Origin of the sequence: Streptomyces sp. NBC_01506 (assembly GCF_045040295.1) — a bacterium.
Classification (GTDB): domain Bacteria; phylum Actinomycetota; class Actinomycetes; order Streptomycetales; family Streptomycetaceae; genus Streptomyces.
In genome coordinates this window covers 4,635,338-4,656,722 of record NZ_CP109422.1, presented here as the reverse complement: position 1 = coordinate 4,656,722, position 21,385 = coordinate 4,635,338, and the positions used below count along the sequence as shown (strand labels likewise).

The 21,385-nt window shown below is 71.8% G+C and carries 21 protein-coding genes; 14 read left to right on the top strand and 7 right to left on the bottom strand.

What is annotated here, in order from left to right; translation table 11 throughout:
* The first annotated feature begins 21 nt into the window (after window positions 1-21).
* A complete protein-coding gene (locus OG329_RS20315; RefSeq protein WP_405797003.1) occupies window positions 22-945 on the top strand; it encodes a J domain-containing protein in 924 nt (307 codons plus the stop codon).
* A 68-nt stretch (window positions 946-1,013) separates the two neighbouring features.
* Window positions 1,014-1,358 (top strand): rhodanese-like domain-containing protein, encoded by a 345-nt coding sequence (locus tag OG329_RS20310; protein ID WP_405797002.1) that lies wholly within the window; start codon window positions 1,014-1,016, stop codon window positions 1,356-1,358.
* 94 nt (window positions 1,359-1,452) lie between these two features.
* Here the strand turns inward: OG329_RS20310 and OG329_RS20305 are convergent, their stop codons facing one another.
* From OG329_RS20305 to paaA, 5 genes are read right to left on the bottom strand one after another with little or no spacing between them, the layout of a single operon-like run.
* Window positions 1,453-2,517, bottom strand: a complete 1,065-nt coding sequence (locus OG329_RS20305) for a 2Fe-2S iron-sulfur cluster-binding protein (RefSeq protein ID WP_405797000.1) — start codon at window positions 2,515-2,517, stop codon at window positions 1,453-1,455.
* Window positions 2,518-3,024, bottom strand: coding sequence for a 1,2-phenylacetyl-CoA epoxidase subunit PaaD (gene paaD, locus OG329_RS20300; protein WP_405796998.1), 507 nt, complete (start codon window positions 3,022-3,024; stop codon window positions 2,518-2,520).
* Complete coding sequence (gene paaC, locus OG329_RS20295; protein WP_405796996.1) at window positions 3,018-3,788, bottom strand: 1,2-phenylacetyl-CoA epoxidase subunit PaaC; 771 nt, start codon at window positions 3,786-3,788, stop codon at window positions 3,018-3,020. Before paaC ends, paaD begins: the two co-directional genes overlap by 7 nt.
* Complete coding sequence (paaB, locus tag OG329_RS20290) at window positions 3,785-4,075, bottom strand: 1,2-phenylacetyl-CoA epoxidase subunit PaaB (protein ID WP_405796994.1); 291 nt, start codon at window positions 4,073-4,075, stop codon at window positions 3,785-3,787. The genes paaC and paaB overlap by 4 nt, the downstream gene beginning before the upstream one ends.
* Window positions 4,072-5,082 (bottom strand): 1,2-phenylacetyl-CoA epoxidase subunit PaaA, encoded by a 1,011-nt coding sequence (paaA, locus tag OG329_RS20285; protein WP_405796992.1) that lies wholly within the window; start codon window positions 5,080-5,082, stop codon window positions 4,072-4,074. The genes paaB and paaA overlap by 4 nt, the downstream gene beginning before the upstream one ends.
* Window positions 5,083-5,196: 114 nt before the next feature.
* Between paaA and OG329_RS20280 the strand changes: the two genes are divergently transcribed.
* Genes OG329_RS20280 through OG329_RS20270 form a run of 3 tightly spaced genes read left to right on the top strand, consistent with a single transcriptional unit; the run spans window position 5,197 to window position 8,098 of the window.
* Complete coding sequence (locus tag OG329_RS20280) at window positions 5,197-5,985, top strand: DUF5819 family protein (protein WP_405796991.1); 789 nt, start codon at window positions 5,197-5,199, stop codon at window positions 5,983-5,985.
* The gene (locus OG329_RS20275; RefSeq protein ID WP_405796990.1) at window positions 5,982-7,307 is read left to right on the top strand and encodes an HTTM domain-containing protein; all 1,326 of its coding nucleotides are present in this window, start codon (window positions 5,982-5,984) and stop codon (window positions 7,305-7,307) included. The genes OG329_RS20280 and OG329_RS20275 overlap by 4 nt, the downstream gene beginning before the upstream one ends.
* A 38-nt stretch (window positions 7,308-7,345) precedes the next feature.
* The gene (locus OG329_RS20270) at window positions 7,346-8,098 is read left to right on the top strand and encodes a TrmH family RNA methyltransferase (protein ID WP_405796988.1); all 753 of its coding nucleotides are present in this window, start codon (window positions 7,346-7,348) and stop codon (window positions 8,096-8,098) included.
* Window positions 8,099-8,154: 56 nt separating this feature from the next.
* On the opposite strand, the gene paaN is transcribed toward OG329_RS20270, so the two are convergent.
* Window positions 8,155-9,864 carry a phenylacetic acid degradation protein PaaN gene (gene paaN, locus OG329_RS20265; RefSeq protein WP_405796987.1) on the bottom strand — a complete coding sequence of 570 codons (1,710 nt, stop codon included), beginning with the start codon at window positions 9,862-9,864 and terminating at the stop codon, window positions 8,155-8,157.
* A 256-nt stretch (window positions 9,865-10,120) separates the two neighbouring features.
* Here paaN and OG329_RS20260 point away from each other — a divergent pair, with 256 nt between their 5' ends.
* Entirely contained in the window at window positions 10,121-11,656 is a 1,536-nt protein-coding gene (locus OG329_RS20260; protein WP_405796985.1) for a 3-hydroxyacyl-CoA dehydrogenase, read from the top strand.
* On the top strand, window positions 11,653-12,267 hold the full coding sequence (locus OG329_RS20255) for a TetR/AcrR family transcriptional regulator (RefSeq protein WP_405796983.1): 615 nt from the start codon (window positions 11,653-11,655) through the stop codon (window positions 12,265-12,267). The genes OG329_RS20260 and OG329_RS20255 overlap by 4 nt, the downstream gene beginning before the upstream one ends.
* Before the next feature lie 62 nt (window positions 12,268-12,329).
* On the opposite strand, the gene OG329_RS20250 is transcribed toward OG329_RS20255, so the two are convergent.
* On the bottom strand, window positions 12,330-12,845 hold the full coding sequence (locus OG329_RS20250) for an Lrp/AsnC family transcriptional regulator (protein WP_405796982.1): 516 nt from the start codon (window positions 12,843-12,845) through the stop codon (window positions 12,330-12,332).
* A 175-nt stretch (window positions 12,846-13,020) separates the two neighbouring features.
* On the opposite strand from OG329_RS20250, the gene pdhA reads away from it, so the two are divergent.
* The 7 genes from pdhA (at window position 13,021) to OG329_RS20215 (ending at window position 21,292) form a co-directional block, all read left to right on the top strand.
* Window positions 13,021-14,202: a pyruvate dehydrogenase (acetyl-transferring) E1 component subunit alpha gene (pdhA, locus tag OG329_RS20245; RefSeq protein WP_405796980.1), complete on the top strand. Its 1,182-nt coding sequence runs from the start codon at window positions 13,021-13,023 to the stop codon at window positions 14,200-14,202.
* The gene (locus OG329_RS20240; protein ID WP_405796979.1) at window positions 14,199-15,230 is read left to right on the top strand and encodes an alpha-ketoacid dehydrogenase subunit beta; all 1,032 of its coding nucleotides are present in this window, start codon (window positions 14,199-14,201) and stop codon (window positions 15,228-15,230) included. Before pdhA ends, OG329_RS20240 begins: the two co-directional genes overlap by 4 nt.
* Complete coding sequence (locus OG329_RS20235; protein WP_405796977.1) at window positions 15,230-16,585, top strand: dihydrolipoamide acetyltransferase family protein; 1,356 nt, start codon at window positions 15,230-15,232, stop codon at window positions 16,583-16,585. Before OG329_RS20240 ends, OG329_RS20235 begins: the two co-directional genes overlap by 1 nt.
* 176 nt (window positions 16,586-16,761) lie before the next feature.
* Window positions 16,762-17,712 (top strand): NTP transferase domain-containing protein, encoded by a 951-nt coding sequence (locus tag OG329_RS20230; protein WP_405801931.1) that lies wholly within the window; start codon window positions 16,762-16,764, stop codon window positions 17,710-17,712.
* A complete protein-coding gene (locus OG329_RS20225; protein ID WP_405796976.1) occupies window positions 17,709-19,139 on the top strand; it encodes a molybdopterin molybdotransferase MoeA in 1,431 nt (476 codons plus the stop codon). The genes OG329_RS20230 and OG329_RS20225 overlap by 4 nt, the downstream gene beginning before the upstream one ends.
* 20 nt (window positions 19,140-19,159) lie before the next feature.
* Window positions 19,160-20,218 carry a potassium channel family protein gene (locus OG329_RS20220; protein WP_405801929.1) on the top strand — a complete coding sequence of 353 codons (1,059 nt, stop codon included), beginning with the start codon at window positions 19,160-19,162 and terminating at the stop codon, window positions 20,216-20,218.
* Window positions 20,219-20,305: 87 nt separating this feature from the next.
* Window positions 20,306-21,292 (top strand): NAD(P)H-quinone oxidoreductase, encoded by a 987-nt coding sequence (locus tag OG329_RS20215; RefSeq protein ID WP_405796975.1) that lies wholly within the window; start codon window positions 20,306-20,308, stop codon window positions 21,290-21,292.
* Window positions 21,293-21,385: the final 93 nt, after the last annotated feature.

Sequence of the window (21,385 nt, the reverse complement as noted above, 5' to 3'; positions counted from 1 at the left end):
GTTCGCCCGTAGGCTGGACGGGTGACGCAGGACGCCCCCGGGGAGCCGACGATCCGTAACGACGACGAGCAGGACGTGCCAGACGTGCCGGACGCTACGACGGATGCCACCAAGGACGCCGAGGACCCGGCAGGGGCGGACGGGGGCGGTGGCGCGGGGCCGGGGCCCGATCGGCCGGAGGCACGGCTTGAGCGGGCCGTGCGCGCCGCCGAGCAGGCGCTGATCGAGTTCGAGATCGCGCTGGAGACCTTCCGGGTCGAGGTGGAGAACTTCTCGCGGCTGCACCACCAGCGGCTGGGGCCGATGTACGCGCGGCTGGACGAGCTGGACGCGATGATCGCCGAGGCCCGCGCGTCCCGGTCGGGCGACCCCGAGGATCTGCGCAAGGCGCGGGAGGCGCGGGCGATGGTCCAGCCGATGCCGGGGATCGAGGAGCTGTTCCACGACTGGCTGGACTCCGACGGTCTGTCGGCGGAGGCCGCGGCGATGCTGACCGACCAGCCCGTGCAGCCGCCGAAGCGGGTGCGGCCGACGGACGAGGCCCGCAAGCTCTACCGCGATCTGGCCCGCAAGGCGCATCCGGATCTCGCGCAGGACGACACGGAGCGGGCCCGGCGTGAGGAGTTCATCACTCGCGTGAACGCGGCCTACGGGCGCGGGGACGAGGCGCTGCTCAGGCAGCTCGCCGAGGAGTGGGCGGCGGGGCCCGCGCCGAAGGAGCCCCGGCTGAGCGAGAGCGAGGAGCTGTACGCCAGGCTGGAGTGGCTGGCCCAGCGCAAGGAGCTGCTGACCCTCCTGGCGAAGGAGCTGGAGCACAGCGCGATCGGCGCGATGCTTCAGATGGCGCCCGACGACCCCGACCGGCTGCTGGAGGAGATCGCCGAGCAGTTGCTCGCCGAGGTTTCGGGACGCGAGTCGGAACTGGCCAGGTTGGTGCGGCCGTAGCGCGTTCTGTGCGCGAGGCTGTACTTGTCCCACCCGTATACACACACGTACGAGAGAAGGCGCATCGCATGAGTTTCGCCCAACTGCCCGCGGTGGATGTCGCGGCAGTCCCGTCCGACGCTCTGGTGCTCGACGTCCGTGAGGACGACGAATGGGCGGCGGGCCATGTCGAGGGCGCCCTGCACATCCCGATGAGCGACTTCGCCGCGCGCTTCGGTGAGGTGACCGAGGCGGTGGCCGGCGGGCGCAGGGCCTTCGTGATGTGCCGCGTCGGCGGCCGGTCCGCGCAGGTCACCCAGTACCTGGTGGGGCAGGGCATCGACGCGGCGAACGTCGACGGCGGGATGCAGGCGTGGGACGGCGCGGGCCGGCCGATGGTCAGCGACAGCGGCAGCCCGGCGTTCGTGCTCTGACGAGCCGCCGGCTCCCAGGAGCGGGCCGGCTGCCGGACGTCCCCGGAGCGCCCGCGGCGGCCCGATCCCGCCGGTACCGGCAGGCCCCGGGTCGTCAGCGGTCGAAGTCCAACTCGACCTCGGCGGTGGCCGGATGGGACTGGCAGGCCAGTACGTAGCCCGCTTCCGTCTCCTCCGGTTCCAGGGCGAAGTTGCGGTCCATCCGCACCTCGCCCGAGACGAGGAAGGCCCGGCAGGTCCCGCAGACGCCGCCCTTGCACGCGTACGGCGCGTCCGACCGGCTGCGCAGCACCGTCTCCAGCAGGGAGTCACCGTCCCGGACGGGCCAACTGCCGGAGCGGCCGTCGAGCGTCGCGGTGAGTGTGCTCCCGGCCGGGGTGGCCGACGCGGCGGCGGTCATGGCGGGTGTGGTCGCGGTCAGCGCGCCGTCGTCCACATGGAAGATCTCCTGGTGGATCACGGTCCGACGCACGCCGAGGGCGCGCAGGGCGCGCTCCGCGCCCTTGACCAGACCGAGCGGACCGCACAGGAACCAGCCGTCGACGCTGTCCACCGAGAGCAGTGCGGGCAGCAGCCCCGCCAGCCGCTCCTCGTCCAGCCGGCCTGAGGGGAGCCCGGACTGCTGCTCCTCCCTGGACACCACCGTGACCAGTTGGAAGCGGTCCGGCCAGCGGTCCTTGAGGTCGGCGACCTCCTCCAGGAACATCGTCGAGGCCACCGTGCGGTCGCTGCGGATCAGACAGAACCGGGCGTCCGGCTGCCGCGCGAGGAGCGTCGAGGCGATCGACAGCACCGGGGTGATGCCGCTGCCGCCGACGATCGCGGCGAAGTTCCCGGCGCGCGGGGCCAGTTGGAAGCGGCCGGTCGGCTCCATGACATCGACCGTGTCGCCCACGGTGAGTTCCTTGTGGGCGTACGTGGAGAACTCGCCGCCCTCGACCAGGCGGATGCCCACCCGCAGCACGGGCCGGTCGCCGGCGGGCGCGCAGATCGAGTACGTACGGCGGATCTCCTCGCCGTCCACGACCCGGCGCAGCGCGATGTGCTGCCCCGGTGTGTGCCGGAACGTCTCGTGCAGCTCGGGCGGTACGGCGAAGGTGACGGTCACCGAGTCGTCCGTGAGCCGTTCGACCTCGCAGACGCGGAGCGGATGGAACATCTACAACTCCTTGAAGTGGTCGAACGGTTCACGGCAGGACGAGCAGCGGCGCAGCGCCTTGCACGCGGTGGAGGAGAATCGGCTCAGCAGTTCGGTGTCCGTCGAGCCGCAGTGCGGGCAGCGGATGGCGAGGGTGAGCGGCACCGGTCCGTCCGTGCTGTGCGGGCGGGGCGGGGCGATGCCGAAGTCCGCGAGCTTGCGCCGCCCTTCGGCGCTGATGTCGTCCGTCGACCAGGCGGGGGAGAGCACCGTGACGACGGAGACGTCCGGTATCCCGTGGTCGTGCAGGATCCGCTCGATGTCCGAGGACATCGCCTCGATCGCCGGGCAGCCGGTGTAGGTCGGGGTCAGCTCGACCTCGACGCGGCCGGGCCCCGGGACATGGACGGCGCGCAGCACGCCCAGCTCCTCCAGCGTCACCACGGGCAGCTCGGGGTCGGGCACGGAACCGGCGAGCGCGCGCAGTTCGCTCTCCAGCGCCGTCGGCCGGCCCGTGTCGGTCACCATGACGCCCCCGGGTGGCTGCGGTGCAGGTGCTGCATCTCGGCGAGCAGCCGGCCGAACGACTCGGTGTGCAGGCCCTGTCTGCCCGCGCCCGCCGCCCATGCTCCGGCGCGCGGTCCGTCGGGCACGGTCAGCGTCGCGCGCTCCAGCACGGCGGTGATCGAGGAGAGCCAACTCTCCGCCAGCTCCGGGGTGTTCACCCCGTCGCCGTCGCCGCTCACGCTGCTGACCAGGGGCTGGAACATCTCGCCGGTGAACCGCCACAGCGCCGTACAGGCCCGCTGCATCCGCTCATGGCTCTCGGCCGTGCCGTCGCCGAGCCGCAGTGTCCACCGCTCGGCGTGGTCCTGGTGGTAGTCCACTTCCTTCACGGCCTTGGCGGCGAGCCCGGCGAAGGGGCCGTCCCCGGCAGCCAACTGTCCGTACAGCAGCCGCTGGTAGGTGGAGAAGTAGAGCTGGCGCGCGATGGAGTGCGCGAAGTCGCCGTTCGGCTGCTCGACCAACTGGAGATTGCGGAAGGCGCGCTCCTCGCGCAGGAAGGCCAGCTCGTCCTCGTCCCCCACCAGGGAGTACAGGATCCGGGCCTGGCCCAGCAGGTCCAGCGCGATGTTGGCCAGGGCCACGTCCTCCTCCAGCTCGGGTGCGTGTCCCGCCCACTCCCCCAGCCGGTGCGACAGGATCAGCGCGTCGTCGGCGAGGGCGAGGGCCGCGACGCTGTCGACGCCGGTCGCGGTTTCCGCTCCCGTGTCGGTCGGGGTGCCGGTCACAGGTGACGCACCCCCTCGGGGATCTCGTAGAACGTCGGGTGGCGGTACGGCTTGTCGCCGGCCGGTTCGAAGAACGAGTCCTTCTCGTCCGGCGAGGAGGCCGTGATCGCGGTGGAGGGCACCACCCAGATCGACACGCCCTCGCTGCGCCGGGTGTAGAGATCGCGCGCGTTGCGCAGCGCCATCTCCGCGTCCGGCGCGTGCAGGCTTCCCGCGTGCGTGTGCGACAGCCCGCGCCGGGACCGTACGAACACCTCCCACAGAGGCCACTGGGTCGAACCGCTCATGCCGTCGCCTCTTTCTCCAGGTGCTTGCCCAGGGGCTGTGTCGCGTGCTTTCGCGCGTACGCCGTCGCCGCCTCGCGCACCCAGGCGCCTTCCTCGTGCGCGCGGCGCCGCTGGCTGATCCGCTCTTCGTTGCAGGGGCCGTTGCCCTTCAGGACCTCGCGGAATTCCGTCCAGTCGATCACCCCGAAGTCGTGCTGCCCCCGCTCCTCGTTCCACTTCAGGTCCGGGTCGGGGAGCGTGAGGCCGAGCGCCTCGGCCTGGGGGACGCAGATGTCCACGAACCGCTGCCGAAGTTCGTCGTTCGAGTGGCGCTTGATCTTCCAGATCATCGACTGCTCGGAGTGCGCCGACTCGTCGTCCGGCGGGCCGAACATCATCAGCGACGGCCACCACCAGCGATTCACCGCGTCCTGCGCCATCTCGTGCTGCGCGGGGGTGCCACGGCTGAGGGCGAGCAGCGATTCGTACCCCTGGCGCTGGTGGAAGGACTCCTCCTTGCAGATTCGCACCATCGCGCGGGCGTACGGGCCGTAGGAGCAGCGGCAGAGCGGGACCTGGTTCGTGATCGCCGCGCCGTCCACCAGCCAGCCGATCGCGCCGACGTCCGCCCAGGTCAGCGTCGGATAGTTGAAGATCGACGAATATCTCTGGCGGCCGGCGTGGAGCTTGTCGAGCAGTTCGTCACGGCTCGTGCCCAGCGTCTCCGCCGCGCTGTAGAGATACAGGCCGTGTCCCGCCTCGTCCTGCACCTTGGCCATCAGGATCGCCTTGCGCCGCAGCGAGGGCGCGCGCGTGATCCAGTTGGCCTCCGGCTGCATGCCGATGATTTCCGAGTGCGCGTGCTGGGCCATCTGGCGGACGAGCGATGAGCGGTACGCCTCCGGCATCCAGTCGCGGGGCTCGATGCGCTCGTCGGCGGCCACCGCGGCGTCGAACGCCGCCTCGAACCCCTCTGCCGTCGTCTCCACCGTTGCCTCCACAGCCGTCCTCGCGGTCACTGCCGTCATCCGGACCCCCTACCGACCGATCGTTCGGTTCGTTGACTTCAATGGTCGGTCGGCGGCCCGTAGGGTGTCAACCCTGTGGATAACCGACTGTGGAAAGACGGGGATCGGGGCGGGATGGATTCGTACGACGAACAGGGTGAGAACCCGGAACCACAACCGGGCCCACCAGCTCATCCAGCACGGGGGATAGCCGGGCTCTCCCTCCCGTACCAAGTGGTCGCCGCGGTCGCCCTCGCGGTCGTCGGACTGCTCGCCGTGGGCCATGTGGCCATGGTGTTCCTGCACGTCGCGCCCGACAACACGGTCTCCAAGGAGTACGGCGAGGAGGTGGGCGCCTGGGTCTTTCCGGAGTTCGAGCAGAACTGGAAGCTGTTCGCGCCCAACCCCCTCCAGCAGAACATCGCCGTCGAGGTGCGCGCCGAGGTGGACCGGGCGGACGGATCGCGCGGTACGACCGACTGGATCAGCCTGACCGCCGAGGACGCCGCGGCGATCCGCGGCAATCTCTTCCCCAGCCATGTCGATCAGAACGAGCTGCGCCGGGGCTGGGACTTCTACGTCGACTCCCACGACGAGAAGGCCCGCCCCAACGGTCTGCGCGGGCAGCTCTCCGAGCGCTACATACGCCGGATAGTCATGCTGCGACTGGAGTCGCACGATCTTGGCGGTCCCGTCGAACGTGTCCAGCTCAGGTCCGTCACACGGTCCGTCGCACCACCGCCGTGGAGTGAAGAGAAGATCGACACGAAGGCCGGCTACCGGGTCTTCCCGTGGTGGACCGTGACCTCCGAGGATCTGCCGGAAGGCGTCCGGAACGAGGGCGCGGGGAACGACGGTGCGGGGAACGACGGTGCGGGCAACGACGGTGCGGGCAACGACGGCCGTACGGAGGCCCACGGATGAGCCGCCCCACCCGCCGCCCCGGCCACGAGCAGTCCGTCGACCGCAAGGCCGCGCGCGCCCTCCAGCGCGTCACGTCCCACGCCCTCGGCCCCCACCAGAGCGCCGTCGTCCGCATCGGTTTCGCCGCCGCCTGGCTTCTCTTCCTGCTGCGTGAACTGCCCAATCGCAGTGAGCTGTACGGGCCCGGCAGCCCGTGGAGCTGGGACATGGCCCAGCAACTGATCGCGGGCAACGGCGCGTTCACCACACTGATGTGGTCCGACAGCGGCGTCTGGTTCGAGATCGTGTACGCCGCCGCCGTACTGTCCAGCGCCCTGCTGATGCTCGGCTGGCGCACCCGCACCATGTCCGTGGTCTTCATGGTGGGCGTGCTCTCCCTCCAGAACCGCAGCATCTTCATGGGAGACGGCGGCGACAACGTCATCCATCTGATGGCGATCTATCTGGTGCTCACCCGCTGTGGCCAGGTCTGGTCGCTGGACGCCCGCCGGCGCGCCCGCGCCGCGCGCGTCGTGGCGTCCGGGGGGAGCGCGCCGGTCGACCGGGTAGGACCGGTCCTGTGGGTGGTGCTCGGCGTGGCCCTGCTGGGCACGCTGCTGGACCGCACCGGCGGCGAGTGGTGGGTGACGGCGCTGCTGTGGACGCTGTGGGTCTCCCAGGGGCTGTGGTGGGCGGCCAACCGCTACGCGCCGAAGGGCGAGCCGCGCGCGCTGCTGGACGTCCTGGCGAATCTCACGCACAACGCCACGCTCGTCGTGATCATGGTCGAGGTCTGTCTGATCTACGCCACGGCCGGCTGGTACAAGATCCAGGGGTCGCGCTGGCAGGACGGCACCGCGCTGTACTACCCGCTGAATCTGGACTACTTCGCGCCCTGGCCCGCTCTCTCCGACATCCTGGCGTCCAGCGGTGTGATGGTGCTGGTGCTGACGTACGGCACGGTGATCGTGCAGGTCGCCTTCCCGTTCACGCTGTTCAACCGGCGGGTGAAGAACGTCCTGCTGGTGGCCATGATGCTGGAGCACGCGGGTATCGCCGTACTGCTCGGGCTGCCGTTCTTCTCGCTCGCGATGATCGCCGCCGATGCCGTCTTCCTGCCGACGAGCTTCCTGGTCCGTGTCGGTGACATGGCGACGAGGGCCGGGCGGCTGTTCCCCCAGCGGTTGGAGCGCGGGGACGTGGCGCCGGGCCGGCATGAGGGGGACGGCTCCGGGCACTCCGGCCCCGGCGTCGTCACCGACACCGTCACCGACACCGTCACCGACTCCGGGACGGATTCCGGTACGGACAGCGCCGGCGCGGACCCCTCGCTCGTCCGTTGACGGCTCACCCCGTCCGTCAGCCCGCCTACGCTGGAGCGATGAACGACATGGATCCCGCGAGCGCCGTGCGCCGGTGGCACGACAGTGCCCCCGGCGCCGTGGTGCTCGACGGCTTCCACGCGCTGAAGCACGCACTGCGCTTCGGGGCGGACGTACGGATCGCCCTCACCAGCGACAAGGAATCCGTACTCGCTCTCGCGGGCGAACTCGCCGACGACCTGACCGGCGCACTGACGCGGTCCGTGGTCGAGGTGCCGGCCGACGCCCTGCGGGAGTTGGTGCCGAAGGTGCACCCCACGCGGGTGATGGCTCTGGCGGTCAGGCGGGGGCGCCCGGACAATCTGGCCGCCCTGGCGGCCGTGCCCCGGCGTTCGCCGGTCGTCGTCCTCGACAATCCGCGCAATCTCGGGAACGTCGGGGCCGTGGTGCGGCTCGCGGCCGGTTTCGGGGCGACGGGGGTGGTGACCACCGGGGATCTCGATCCGTGGCATCCGAACGCCGTCCGCGCGGGTGCCGGGCTGCACTTCGCCACCGCCGTGGAGCGGCTGTCCCCCGACGCGTTCCCCCAAGGTCCGCTGTACGCCCTGGATCCGGCGGGTGACGACCTGCGGTCGGTGACCGTCCCGGACGACGCGCTGCTCGCCTTCGGCTCCGAGCGGCACGGGCTCTCCCCCGAACTGCGGGAGCGGGCAGACGCGTTGCTGGCGCTGCCGATGCGGCCCCAGGTCTCCAGCTACAACCTCGCCACCAGCGTCGCCATGACCCTGTTCCACTGGGGCGGGCCCAACTGACCCGCGCCAACTGACCCGCGCCCGGCCGCCGTTGGACGGCCGGGCGCGGGCCCGCGTCAGGCCTGGCGGCGGACCTCCACCGTACGGAAGCGGTTGGCCACGAAGACCGCGTCGCACAGCGCCGCGTTCGCCGCCGGGTTGCCGCCGGAGCCGTGGAAGTCGGAGAACGCGGCTGTCTGGTTCACATAGACGCCGCCCGTCAGATTCAGCGAGAGCTGGGCCAGCTCCTCCAGACAGACGTCCTCGACGGCGCGCTCCGTCCGCTCCGAGGTCGTGTACGCGCCGACCGTCATCGCGCCCTTGTCACGCACCGTGCGGCGCAGCAACTCCAGCGCCTCCTCGGTCGATTCCATGGCGACGGCGAACGAGACCGGGCCGAAGCACTCGGCGAGATACGGCGCCTCGGAGCCGTTCGCCCCCGCCTGCGGATCCCACTGCTTGCGCGAGCCGTCGGACTTGACGATCGCGGGTGTACGCACCACCGCGTCCGGGAAGTCCGGGTTGGCGATCTCGCGCGAGGCGAGCGCCACGTCGCCCAGCTCGGCGGCGGCGTCCAGCCTCGCCTTCACGTCCGGGTTGACCAGCGCGCCGAGCACACCGTTGGCGCGGGCGTCGTCGCCGAGCAGGCCGCTCACCGACGCCGCCAGGTCGGCGACCACCTCGTCGTACGACTTCGGGCCCGCGTCCGTCGTGATGCCGTCGCGCGGGATGAGGAGATTCTGCGGGGTGGTGCACATCTGGCCGCTGTAGAGGCAGAGCGAGAAGGCCAGATTGGCGAGCATGCCCTTGTAGTCGTCGGTGGAGTCCACGAGGACCGTGTTGACGCCCGCCTTCTCCGTGTAGACCTGCGCCTGGCGGGCGTTGGTCTCCAGCCAGTCGCCGAAGGCGGTGGACCCCGTGTAGTCGATGATCCTGACCTCGGGCCTCACCGCCAGGGTCTTGGCGATGCCCTCGCCGGGACGCTCGGCGGCCAGCGCGACGAGATTCGGGTCGAAGCCGGCCTCGGCGAGGACTTCGCGGGCCACCCGCACCGTGAGGGCCAGGGGCAGCACCGCGCGCGGATGCGGCTTGACGAGGACCGGATTGCCGGTGGCCAGCGAGGCGAACAGGCCCGGATAGCCGTTCCACGTCGGGAAGGTGTTGCAGCCGATCAGCAGCGAGACGCCGCGCGGCGCGGCCGTGAAGGACTTCCGCAGCTCCAGGGGGTCGCGCTTGCCCTGCGGCTTGGACCAGTCGGCGTCGGCGGGCGTGCGGGTCTGCTCCTGATACGCGTACGCCACCGCCTCCAGGCCGCGGTCCTGCGCGTGCGGCCCGCCCGCCTGGAAGGCCATCATGAACGCCTGACCGCTGGTGTGCATCACGGCGTGGGCGAACTCGTGGGTGCGGGCGCTGATCCGGGCCAGGATCTCCAGACCGACCAGGGCGCGGGTCTCGGGTCCCGCCGCGCGCCAGGCGCTCATGCCCGCGCGCATGGCGGGCAGCAGGACGTCCACGTCGGCGTGCGGATACTCGACACCCAGCTCCGGGCCGTACGGCGACCTCTCGCCGCCCGTCCAGCCGTCGGTGCCCGGCTGGTCCAGGTCGATACGGGTGCCGCGCAGGGCCTTGAAAGCGGCCAGGCCGTCGGCCGGCGCGCTCTCGCCGTACGCCTTCGGGTGCTCGGGGTGGGGCGACCAGTACGCGCGCGTACGAATCGCGTCGAGGGCCCGGTCGAGCGTGGGCCGGTGCTTGTCGTTGAGCTGCTGGGGGCTGAGCTGGGCGGCCATGACTGACCAACTCCTCGTCGAGCTGGGCGGGAGGGGGACAAGTGGGACGGCGGGACACGGGCAACAGACAGAGTTAGAGTAACCGAACGATCGGTCGGGACAAGGGGGGCTGTGGAAAACCCGCACCCTTCACGCCACCCGGACGGCCCCGTTCCGGTCAGTTCCGGGGGATCGCCACCCGAGACCGGCCCCGTAACCGGCCCCGTAACCGGAGGTCCCGTACCGCGGCGGAAGTTCATACAGGAGGATCGGCTTCATGACTGCAATCGAGCGCTCCCGCGTCGTCGCGGTGGTCGGCACCGGCACGATGGGACAGGGAATCGCCCAGGTGGCTCTTGTCGCCGGCCATCCCGTGCGCCTCTACGACGCCCTGCCCGGCCGCGCCCAGCAGGCGGCGGAGGCCGTCGCGGCCCGGCTGGACCGACTGGCGGAGAAGGGCAGGCTGGACACCGTCGCCCGCGACAGCGCCAAAGCCCGGCTGCTCCCCGCCGCGGAACTGTCCGAACTCGCCGACGCCGCGCTCGTCGTCGAGGCCGTCCTGGAACAACTGGCCGTCAAACAGGAGCTGTTCACGGCGCTGGAGGACATCGTCGCCGACGACTGTCTGCTCGCCACCAACACCTCCTCCCTCTCCGTCACGGCCGTGGCCGGCGCCCTGCGCCACCCGGGCCGCTTCGTCGGCCTGCACTTCTTCAACCCGGCGCCCCTGCTGCCGCTGGTCGAGGTCGTCAGCGGCCACGCGACGGAGGAGACGACGGCCGCGCGCGCCTGGGCGACGGCGGCTGCATGGGGCAAGACGCCGGTGCGCTGCGCCGACACCCCGGGGTTCATCGTGAACCGCGTCGCCCGCCCCTACTACGCCGAGGCGCTGCGCCTGTACGAGGAGCGGGCCGCCGACCCCGCGACCATCGACGCCGTCCTGCGCGAGTCGGGCGGCTTCAAGATGGGCCCCTTCGAACTGACCGATCTCATCGGCCAGGACGTCAACGAGGCGGTCACCCGCTCCGTCTGGGAATCCTTCTTCCAGGACGTGAGGTTCACGCCGTCGCTCGCCCAGCGGCGCCTCGTGGAGTCGGGCGGGCTCGGCCGTAAGTCGGGCCGGGGCTGGTTCTCCTACGAGGACGGTGCCCCCGCCCCCGTACCGCACACCGCGCCGCCCGCCGATCCGCCGTCGTCCGTGGTCGTGCAGGGGGAGCTGTTCGCGGCGGCAGCGGTGCTGCCCGAGCTGATCGAGGAGACGGGGATCGAGGTCATACGTAAGGAAGACCACTTCCCCGGACTCCCCGGCCTGCTCGAACTGCCCTGCGGCACCCCGCTCCTCCTCACGTCCGGCGAGGCCGGGGACACCTTTGACCTGCCGTTGATCCACTTCGACCTCGCGCTCGACTACCGCACCGCGACCCGGATAGCCCTGGCGCCGTCCGCCACGGTGGCCGGGGAATCCCTGCGTACGGCCGTCGGCCTCTTCCAGGCGCTCGGCAAGCAGGTCAGTGTGATCGCGGACGTGCCCGGCATGATCGTGGGCCGTACGGTCGCCATGCTGGTCGACTTCGCGCTCGACGCCCAGGCGCGCGGTGTCGCCTCGGCCGAGGACATCGACACCGCGATGCGGCTCGGGGTGAACTACCCGCGCGGGCCGCTCGACTGGGGTGGGGAGCTGGGGGCGGGCCGCACGCTCCATCTGCTGGAGAGGCTGCACGTGGAGTATCCGTCCGGCCGGTACGCCGCGTCACAGGCGCTGCGCCGCCGCGCCGCCGCCGAGGCCGTGTCGTCGGAAAGGACGGGCTCATGACGAGCGCGAAGAGGGACACGTACACCCCGGAGACACTGCTGGCCGTCGCGGTCGGCGTCTTCAACGAACGCGGCTACGACGGCACCTCCATGGAGCATCTGTCGAAGGCCGCCGGTATCTCCAAGTCCTCGATCTACCACCATGTGGCGGGCAAGGAGGAGCTGCTGCGCCGCGCGGTCAGCCGGGCCATCGACGGTCTCTTCGGGATCCTGGACGAGCCGGGCGCCGGGCGCGGCAGGGCCGTCGAGCAGGTCGAGTACGTGACGCGCCGCACCGTGGAGGTGCTGATGGCGGAGCTGCCGTACGTGACGCTGCTGCTGCGGGTGCGGGGCAACACCAAGACCGAGCGCTGGGCCATGGAGCGGCGGCGGGAGTTCGACCAGCGGGTCGCGGACCTGCTCAAGGCGGCGGCGAGCGACGGGGACCTCCGCGCGGACATGGACATCCGGCTGGCGACGCGGCTGCTGTTCGGCATGATCAACTCGCTGGTGGAGTGGTACCGGCCGCAGGCGGCGGGTACCACCGGCGGCTACGACAGTGACCAGGTGGCCGAGGCGGTCGTACGGATGGCCTTCGACGGGCTGCGTACGGAACCGTCGTCACCCTCGTAGCGGTCCCGGAAGTCGCCCGAAGCCCTCGGCACGCCCGGCATGCCCGGCCCCGCCCGCCCCTGTCAGGGCGTGGGCGGGGCCGTCCCGTCGAGGTCGGTCTCCTCGAAGACCAGCAGCGTGCGGGTGGACAGCACCTCGGGGATCGACTGGAGCCGGGTCAGGACCAGCTCCCGCAGTGTCCGGTTGTCCGGCGCGTGGACCAGCAGCAGCACATCGAAATCACCGCTGACCAGGGCGATGTGCGTGGCCCCCGGCAGCTCCTGGAGCTGTTCGCGCACGGTGCGCCACGAGTTCTGAACGATCTTGAGCGTGATGTACGCGGAGGCGCCCTGACCGGCCCGTTCATGGTTGATCCTGGCGCCGAACCCCTGGATCACGCGGTCCTCGATGAGCCGGTTGATCCGGGCGTACGCGTTGGCGCGCGAGACATGGACGCGCTCGGCCACGGTCCGTATCGAGGCACGGCCGTCCGCCTCGAGGATGCGCAGGATGTCCCGGTCGATCGCGTCGAGCGGCCGGGGCGGCGGCTCCTGCCCGGTCCGCTCGTCCCCGTCCTCGGCCATTTGTTCAGCCGCCATGTCCCCCACCTCTCCGCTCTTGGACACCTTGTGCCCATCCCAGGCTGTGCAGAACCGTTTGTCCACAGGCTGAGGGCGCCGGTAGCCAAAATGGCCCGGCAACCGAACAATCGGTAGGTGAGGCGCACCACACTCATGCGCCGTCCATGCCCGCTCCCATGAGGAGGTGCACGCGTTGAAGAAGAGCAGCACGACGGTCCAGGAGCCTCCGGGTGCCGTCGTCCACCGGTCCACCCCGCCCCCGGCGTGGCAGCCCCGCACGGACCCCGCCCCGTTGCTCCCCGACCGCGAGCCGTATCGCGTGCTGGGTACGGCAGCCGTGGCGGACGCCGACCCCGCGCTGCTGCTGCGGCTCTACGCGGAGCTGGTCCGCGGCCGAAGGTTCAACGCGCAGGCCACCGCCCTCACCAAGCAGGGCCGGCTGGCCGTCTACCCGTCGAGCACCGGCCAGGAGGCGTGCGAGGTCGCGGCCGCCCTGGTGCTCCAGGAGCGGGACTGGCTCTTTCCCAGCTACCGCGACACCCTCGCCGTCGTGGCGCGCGGCCTGGACCCCGTCCAGGCCCTCACGCTGCTGCGCGGCGACTGGCACACCGGATACGACCCGCGCGAGCACCGCATCGCACCGCTGTCCACACCGCTGGCCACCCAGCTCCCGCACGCGGTCGGGCTGGCGCACGCCGCGCGCCTCAAGGGTGACGACGTGGTCGCGCTCGCCCTGGTGGGTGACGGCGGCACCAGCGAGGGCGACTTCCACGAGGCGCTGAACTTCGCCGCCGTATGGAAGGCGCCCGTCGTCTTCCTCGTGCAGAACAACGGCTTCGCCATCTCCGTCCCCCTCGCCAAGCAGACCGCCGCGCCGTCGCTGGCCCACAAGGCCGTCGGCTACGGGATGCCGGGCCGGCTGGTCGACGGGAATGACGCGCCGGCCGTGCACACGGTGCTCGCCGAGGCCGTGCGGCGGGCCAGGAGCGGCGGCGGCCCGACGCTCATCGAGGCGCTGACCTACCGCATCGAGGCTCATACGAACGCGGACGACGCGACGCGCTACCGAGGTGACGGCGAGGTCGAGGCGTGGCGCGCGCACGACCCGGTCCGGCTGCTGGAGCACGAGCTGACGGAGCGCGGGATGCTGGACGAGGACGGGATCCGGAAGGCCGCCGACGACGCCGACGCGATGGCCGCGCGGCTGCGCGAGGGGATGAACGCGGAGCCGGAGCTGGATCCCATGGACCTCTTCGCGCACGTCTACGCCGAGCAGACCTCACAACTGCGCGAGCAGGCGGCCCAGTTGCGGGCCGAGCTGGACGCGTCGGCCGAGTCGGCCGACGCCGCGGCCGGACAGGGAGAGGCGCGATGACGACCGTCGCCGCCACGGCCGCGAAGACCGCCAAGGCGGCGAAGCCCGCCACGATGGCGCAGGCGTTGCAGCGCGCGATGCGCGACGCGATGGCCGAGGACCCGACCGTGCACGTCCTGGGAGAGGACGTCGGCACGCTCGGCGGAGTCTTCCGGGTCACCGACGGACTCGCCGCCGAGTTCGGCGAGGACCGCTGTACGGACACGCCGCTGGCCGAGGCGGGCATCCTCGGGACGGCCGTCGGCATGGCGATGTACGGGCTGCGGCCGGTTGTGGAGATGCAGTTCGACGCCTTCGCCTATCCGGCGTTCGAGCAACTGATCAGCCATGTCGCCAAGACGCGCAACCGCACGCGCGGCGCGCTGCCGCTGCCGATCACCATCCGGGTGCCGTACGGCGGCGGGATCGGCGGCGTCGAGCACCACAGCGACTCCTCCGAGGCGTACTACATGGCGACGCCGGGCCTTCATGTCGTCACCCCGGCGACGGTGGACGACGCGTACGGGCTGTTGCGGGCCGCCATCGCATCCGACGACCCGGTGGTCTTCCTGGAGCCCAAGAGGCTGTACTGGTCGAAGGCCCAGTGGTCGCCCGAGGCGCCGGCCACGGTGGAGCCGATCGGCCGGGCCGTCGTGCGGCGTACGGGCCACAGCGCCACGCTCGTCACGTACGGCCCCTCCCTGACCGTCTGTCTGGAGGCGGCGGAGGCGGCGCGCGCGGAGGGCTGGGAGCTGGAAGTGGTGGATCTGCGCTCGCTGGTGCCTTTCGACGACGAGACGGTCGTCGCCTCCGTACGGCGCACGGGGCGCGCGGTGGTCGTCCATGAGTCCAACGGTTTCGGCGGGCCCGGCGGGGAGATCGCCGCCCGGATCACCGAGCGGTGCTTCCACCATCTGGAAGCGCCGGTGCTGCGGGTCGCCGGGTTCGACATCCCGTATCCGCCGCCGATGCTGGAGCAGCACCATCTGCCGGGTGTGGACCGGGTGTTGGACGCGGTCGCGCGGCTTCAGTGGGAGGCGGACAGTTGATGGCCCAGGTTCTCGAGTTCAAGCTGCCGGATCTCGGTGAGGGGCTGACCGAGGCCGAGATCGTCCGCTGGCTGGTGGCGGTCGGCGACGTCGTCGCCATCGATCAGCCCGTTGTCGAGGTCGAGACGGCCAAGGCGATGGTGGAAGTGCCGTGCCCGTACGGGGGCGTGGTGACCGCGCGGTACGGCGAGGAGGGCACGGAGCTCCCCGTCGGCGCGCCGCTGCTGACGGTGGCGGTGGGGGCGTCGGAGCCGGCGGCTCCGGCCGCCGCCGCGGGTTCGGGTGCCGGGTCGGGGTCGGGTACGCAGGCGGCCTCGGCCGACGGGGCCGGATCGGCCGAGACGTCGGGGAACGTGCTGGTCGGATACGGCACGGGCGCGCCCGCCGCCAGACGGCGCCGGGTCCGCCCGTCCGCCGCGCCTTCCGCCGTGGCTGTCGATCCGGCAGCGGCTTCCGCGCCTGAGCGATCCGGGCCCGTTCCGGTGATCTCGCCCCTGGTACGGCGGCTGGCCCGGCAGAACGGGCTCGACCTCAGGGCACTGGCGGGATCGGGCCGCGACGGGCTGATCCTGCGGTGCGACGTCGAGTTGGCCATCGAGCGGATCGAGCAGGCGGCACAAGCGCCGTCCGCCCCAGCCCAACCCCCGGCCTCAGCCCCCGGCACGGTCACCGAGCGCGTACCGCTGCGCGGCGTACGCGGCGCGGTCGCCGACAAGCTCAGCCGCAGCCGTCGCGAGATCCCGGAGGCGACCTGCTGGGTCGACGCGGACGCCACGGAGCTGCTGGCGGCCAGGACCGCCGCGAACGCGGCGGGCGGCCCGAAGATCTCCCTGATCGCCCTGCTGGCGCGGATCTGCACGGCCGCGCTCGCGCGGTTCCCGGAGCTCAACTCCTCGGTGGACATGGAGGCCAGGGAGATCGTCCGGCTCCGCGACGTCCATCTCGGCTTCGCCGCCCAGACGGAGCGCGGGCTGGTCGTCCCCGTCGTACGGGACGCGCAGCACCGCTCGGCGGAGTCGCTGAGCGCGGAGTTCGCGCGGCTCACGGAGGCGGGCAGGTCGGGGACGCTGACCCCCGGCGATCTGACCGGCGGCACGTTCACGCTGAACAACTACGGCGTGTTCGGCGTCGACGGCTCCACGCCGATCATCAACCACCCCGAGGCCGCGATGCTCGGCATCGGCCGTATCGCCGCCAAACCGTGGGTGCACGGGGGCGAGCTGGCGATACGCCAAGTCGTCCAGCTCTCCCTCACGTTCGACCATCGGGTGTGCGACGGCGGTACGGCGGGCGGCTTCCTGCGGTACGTGGCGGACTGTGTGGAACAGCCGGCGGTGCTGCTGCGCACGTTGTAGGCGGGCACGCCGGTTCCGGGTGGCGGGGGCGCCGGCATGACGGTCCGCGATCGCGCTCGCGGATTCCGCTCGCCGATGCCGGTCGGAGGTCTCGTTCCGAGACCACGTTCGGACATCACGTTCGGACATCACAGGGCATCGGACACGCGATCGCGCACCATACTTCTGCCATGACCATGAGCGCCCATGACGCCATCGTGCTCGCCGGAGGTGCCGCGAAGCGGCTCGGCGGCGCCGACAAGCCCGCTGTCAGCGTCGGTGGCCGGTCGCTGCTCGACCGGGTGCTCGGCGCCTGCGCCGGCGCCGGGCGCACCGTGGTCGTGGGCGGCCGGCGGCCCACGGCGCGGCCCGTGCGCTGGGCGCGCGAGGAGCCGCCCGGCGGCGGCCCGGTCGCCGCGCTCGACGCGGGGGTACGGCAGGTCGAGGCGGACACCGTGCTCGTCCTGTCCGCGGATCTGCCGTTCCTGAAGCGGGAGACGACGGACCGGCTCCTGGACGTACTCGCGGCGGACGGCGCACGCGAAGGCGCGCTGCTCACCGACGCGGAAGGCCGCGACCAGCCGCTCGTCGCGGCGTACCGCACCGAGCCGCTGCGCCGTGAGATCGCCCTCCTCGCCACCGAACACGGCAACCTCGTGGGGCTGCCGCTACGACTGCTGACGCATGAACTCGACCTCGCCCGGGTCGCCACGGACGCCGACCCGCTCGCATCCTTCGACTGCGACACCTGGGAAGACATCTCCACGGCGCGGGCACGCATCAGGGAGCATGGGACCGTGCTGGACGAATGGATCACCGCAGTCAAGGACGAACTCGGCTACGAGCTGGACGTCGACATCACCGTCCTCCTCGATCTCGCCCGCGACGCCGCGCACGGTGTCGCCCGGCCCGCCGCGCCACTGACGACCTTCCTGGTCGGGTACGCGGCGGGCCGGGCGGCGGCCGGCGGCGGAGGCCCCGAGGCGGTGGCCGAGGCATCGCGGAAGGCGACGGCGCTCGCCCTGCGCTGGGCCGACGAGACGGACGGGCCGGACAAGAGCGGGACGGACAACAGCCGTACGGACAACAGCAGTACGGACAAGGCGTCCGAGGGTGGCGGCGGGGCCGAGGGGGCCGACGCCGGATGACGGCTCAGGACCGCGAGGTCGACGGCGTCGAGGACGTCCTCGCGCTGTTCGCCAGACAGCCGGAGGCCGGCGCCGCCACCCCCGAAGAACCGGGCGCCGACCCCGTAACCTCGAAGCCCCCTGTCCATACGGGCAGGCACAGCGCCACACCGTGGGCCGAGGCCCGCGCCATCGCCGCCCGCTCGGGCCGCTCAAGGTCCGCCCCCGCGCAGACGACCGCCCTCACCCGGCGCGTCCCGCTCGAACAGGCCCTGGGCCATGTCCTCGCCGAGCCCCTGGCCGCGCTCACCGACCTCCCGTCGTTCGACACCTCCGCGATGGACGGCTGGGCGGTCTCCGGACCGGGCCCCTGGTCGGTACGACCGGTCGGGCCCACCCGGGACACGGCGTCCACCCGGGACACGGCGTCCACCCCCGGCATACTCGCGGGCCACGCCGCCACCACCCCGCTCCCCGACGGCACGGCGGTACGGATCGCCACCGGCGCCCGTATCCCGCCCGACACCACCGCCGTGATCCGCACCGAGCACGCCCGCACCGACCCCACCGGCCATCTCCACGCCGACCGCGAGGTCACCCACGGCCAGGACATCCGCCCGCGCGGCCAGGAGTGCCGCTCCGGCGACCAACTCCTGCCCGCCGGCGCCGTGGTGACCCCGGCGGTACTCGGTCTGGCCGCCGCCGCCGGTTACGACGAAGTGCTCACCACCCGCCGCCCGACCGTCGACGTCCTGGTCCTCGGCGATGAACTGCTTGTGCGCGGGCTGCCCCACGACGGCCTCATCCGTGACGCGCTCGGCCCGATGATCGCGCCCTGGCTGCGGGCGCTGGGCGCCGATGTCATCGACACCCGTCGCGTCGCGGACGACGAGCACGCCCTGTTCCGGGCGATCACCGAGTCCGAGGCCGATCTGGTCCTCACCACGGGCGGTACGGCCGCCGGCCCCGTCGACCATGTCCACCCCGTGCTCACGCGCGCGGGCGCCGAACTGCTCGTGGACGGGGTCGCCGTACGCCCCGGCCACCCCATGCTGCTGGCCAGGCTCGCCTCCGGCCTCCATCTGGTGGGCCTGCCGGGCAATCCGCTCGCCGCCGTCTCGGGGCTGCTGACGCTCGCCGAACCGCTGCTGCGTACGCTCGGGGGGCGGGCGTCACATCCCGCGTACCACGTGCCTGTACGGGACGAGGTGCACGGCCATCCGCACGACACCCGGCTCGTGCCCTTCGTCCACCGCGACGACCGGCTTGTGCCCCTGCGTTACAACGGTCCCGCCATGCTGCGCGGGATCGCCGTCGCCGACGGGCTCGCCGTCGTGCCGCCCGGCGGCGCGCGGCAGGGGGACGAGCTGGAAGTCCTCGATCTGCCCTGGGCGGCCTGGGCCGACGCCACCGCCACCGCCTCCACCGATGACGGGTGTTTCACGTGAAACTTCCCGGTCACGACGCGATGGCGCGTCATGCCGACGAACACCTGGTCACCAGCCGGGTGAAGCTGCCGCGCCGGATCGTGGACCGGCCGCTACGGCAGGTCAGCAAGCGGCTGTTGATGGCGCTGGGGGTGCTGGCGGTCACGGTCTTCATCGTCTGGATCGACCGCGCCGGTTACCACGACAACTCCGACAACTCGGTCGACCTGCTCGACTCCGTCTACTACGCCACCGTCACCCTCTCCACCACGGGTTACGGCGATATCGTCCCGTACAGCGACGGGGCCCGGCTCATCAACGTCGTGCTGGTCACGCCGCTGCGCGTGCTCTTCCTGATCATCCTGGTCGGCACCACTCTTGAGGTCCTCACGGAGCGCACCCGGGAGGAGTGGCGGCTGAACCGCTGGAGGTCCAACTTGCGTGACCACACCGTCATCGTCGGCTTCGGCACCAAGGGCCGGTCGGCGATGCAGACGCTCTGCGCCACCGGGCTCAAGAAGGACCAGATCGTCATTGTCGACCCGAGCGCGAAGGTGATCGAGGCGGCCAACGCGGACGGGTTCGTCGGTGTCATCGGCGACGCGACCCGTAGCGATGTGCTGCTGAGGGCCGAGCTCCAGCGGGCCCGGCAGATCGTGATCGCCACTCAGCGCGACGACACCGCGGTGCTGGTCGCGCTGACCGCGCGTCAGCTCAACCGGGGGGCGAAGATCGTCGCCGCCGTGCGTGAGGAGGAGAACGCGCCGCTGCTGCGTCAGTCCGGCGCGGACGCCGTCATCACCAGCGCCAGCGCGGCGGGCCGGCTGCTCGGCCTCTCCGTGCTCAGCCCCGTCGCCGGCACGGTGATGGAGGACCTGATCCAGCAGGGCAGCGGCCTCGACCTCATCGAACGGCCGGTGATAAAGGCCGAGGTGGGGCGCGGCGTACGGGAGACGGACGACCTGATCGTCAGCGTCCTGCGCGGGCACCGACTGCTCGGGTACGACGACCCGGCGGCCGGCCCGCTCCAGCTCACCGACCGGCTGATCACGATCGTGCGGGCGGATCCCGCCCCGGAGCAGAACGGCAAGACGGACTGACCGCGCTGCCACCCCGCCGTTCTTGGAGCCCGGTATCGAGCGGCCGTATCCGTACTACGAACGGGGCCGGGGGGTAGCCTCCGGACCATGTATGCGATCACGATTCCGGAACCCGGTGGCCCCGAGGCGCTTGTCTGGGCCGAAGTGCCCGATCCCGTACTCGCCGAGGGTGAAGTCCTCGTCGACGTCGTGGCGAGCGCGGTCAACCGCGCCGATCTGCTGCAACGGCAGGGCTTCTACGACCCGCCGCCCGGCTCGTCCCCGTACCCCGGTCTGGAGTGCGCGGGCCGCGTCGCCGCGCTCGGCCCCGGCACCGAGGCTTCCGGCTGGTCGGTCGGCGACGAGGTGTGCGCGCTGCTCTCGGGCGGTGGTTACGCCGAGAAGGTCGCCGTCCCCGTGGGCCAACTGCTCCCCGTACCCGAGGGCATGGACCTGGCGACGGCCGCCGCGCTTCCCGAAGTGACCTGCACCGTCTGGTCGAACGTCTTCATGATCGCCCATCTGCGCCCCGGCGAGCTGCTGTTGGCGCACGGCGGCGCCAGCGGTATCGGCACGATGGCCATCCAGTTGGCCAAGTCGGTCGGCGCGCGGGTCGCCGTCACGGCGGGCGGGCCCGAGAAGCTGGCGCGCTGCGCCGAGTTGGGCGCGGACATCCTGATCGACTATCGCGAGCAGGACTTCGTCGAGGAGTTGAAGAAGGCCACGGACGGGGCGGGCGCGGACGTCATCCTCGACATCGTGGGCGCGAAGTACCTCGACCGCAATGTGCGGGCCCTGGCCGTCAACGGGCGGCTCGCCGTGATCGGGCTCCAGGGCGGGGTGAAGGGCGAACTCAACCTGGCCGCCCTCCTGGGCAAGCGCGCGGCGGTCACGGCCACGTCGCTGCGCGGTCGGCCGCTCGGTGAGAAGGCGTCGATCGTCGCGGCGGTACAGGAGCACGTCTGGCCGCTGGTGGGTGCCGGGCAGGTGCGGCCCGTGGTGGACCGTACGTTCCCGCTGCCGGACGCCGCGCAGGCGCACGCCGCCCTGGAGGCGGGCGAGCATGTCGGCAAGATCCTGCTGCTGCGCCCGTAGCGGGCCCGTAGCGGCCAGGAAAAAGCGCCGGACGGGCCGCTCGTGCGGCCCGTCCGGCGGTCTGTACGGCGTTGACGGCGTCAACGGCCTTAC

Excerpts from the sequence above, each read along its gene's own strand:
- OG329_RS20255 (WP_405796983.1), top strand. The coding sequence starts at position 11,653 with ATGACGAGCGCGAAGAGGGACACGTACACCCCGGAGACACTGCTGGCC.
- OG329_RS20260 (WP_405796985.1), top strand. The coding sequence starts at position 10,121 with ATGACTGCAATCGAGCGCTCCCGCGTCGTCGCGGTGGTCGGCACCGGC.
- OG329_RS20275 (WP_405796990.1), top strand. The coding sequence starts at position 5,982 with ATGAGCCGCCCCACCCGCCGCCCCGGCCACGAGCAGTCCGTCGACCGC.
- OG329_RS20250 (WP_405796982.1), bottom strand. The coding sequence starts at position 12,845 with ATGGCGGCTGAACAAATGGCCGAGGACGGGGACGAGCGGACCGGGCAG.
- OG329_RS20215 (WP_405796975.1), top strand. The coding sequence starts at position 20,306 with ATGTATGCGATCACGATTCCGGAACCCGGTGGCCCCGAGGCGCTTGTC.
- paaN (WP_405796987.1), bottom strand. The coding sequence starts at position 9,864 with ATGGCCGCCCAGCTCAGCCCCCAGCAGCTCAACGACAAGCACCGGCCC.
- OG329_RS20230 (WP_405801931.1), top strand. The coding sequence starts at position 16,762 with ATGAGCGCCCATGACGCCATCGTGCTCGCCGGAGGTGCCGCGAAGCGG.
- OG329_RS20280 (WP_405796991.1), top strand. The coding sequence starts at position 5,197 with ATGGATTCGTACGACGAACAGGGTGAGAACCCGGAACCACAACCGGGC.
- paaB (WP_405796994.1), bottom strand. The coding sequence starts at position 4,075 with ATGAGCGGTTCGACCCAGTGGCCTCTGTGGGAGGTGTTCGTACGGTCC.
- paaD (WP_405796998.1), bottom strand. The coding sequence starts at position 3,024 with ATGGTGACCGACACGGGCCGGCCGACGGCGCTGGAGAGCGAACTGCGC.
- OG329_RS20225 (WP_405796976.1), top strand. The coding sequence starts at position 17,709 with ATGACGGCTCAGGACCGCGAGGTCGACGGCGTCGAGGACGTCCTCGCG.
- OG329_RS20235 (WP_405796977.1), top strand. The coding sequence starts at position 15,230 with ATGGCCCAGGTTCTCGAGTTCAAGCTGCCGGATCTCGGTGAGGGGCTG.
- OG329_RS20310 (WP_405797002.1), top strand. The coding sequence starts at position 1,014 with ATGAGTTTCGCCCAACTGCCCGCGGTGGATGTCGCGGCAGTCCCGTCC.
- paaA (WP_405796992.1), bottom strand. The coding sequence starts at position 5,082 with ATGACGGCAGTGACCGCGAGGACGGCTGTGGAGGCAACGGTGGAGACG.
- OG329_RS20220 (WP_405801929.1), top strand. The coding sequence starts at position 19,160 with ATGGCGCGTCATGCCGACGAACACCTGGTCACCAGCCGGGTGAAGCTG.
- OG329_RS20240 (WP_405796979.1), top strand. The coding sequence starts at position 14,199 with ATGACGACCGTCGCCGCCACGGCCGCGAAGACCGCCAAGGCGGCGAAG.
- OG329_RS20305 (WP_405797000.1), bottom strand. The coding sequence starts at position 2,517 with ATGTTCCATCCGCTCCGCGTCTGCGAGGTCGAACGGCTCACGGACGAC.
- OG329_RS20270 (WP_405796988.1), top strand. The coding sequence starts at position 7,346 with ATGAACGACATGGATCCCGCGAGCGCCGTGCGCCGGTGGCACGACAGT.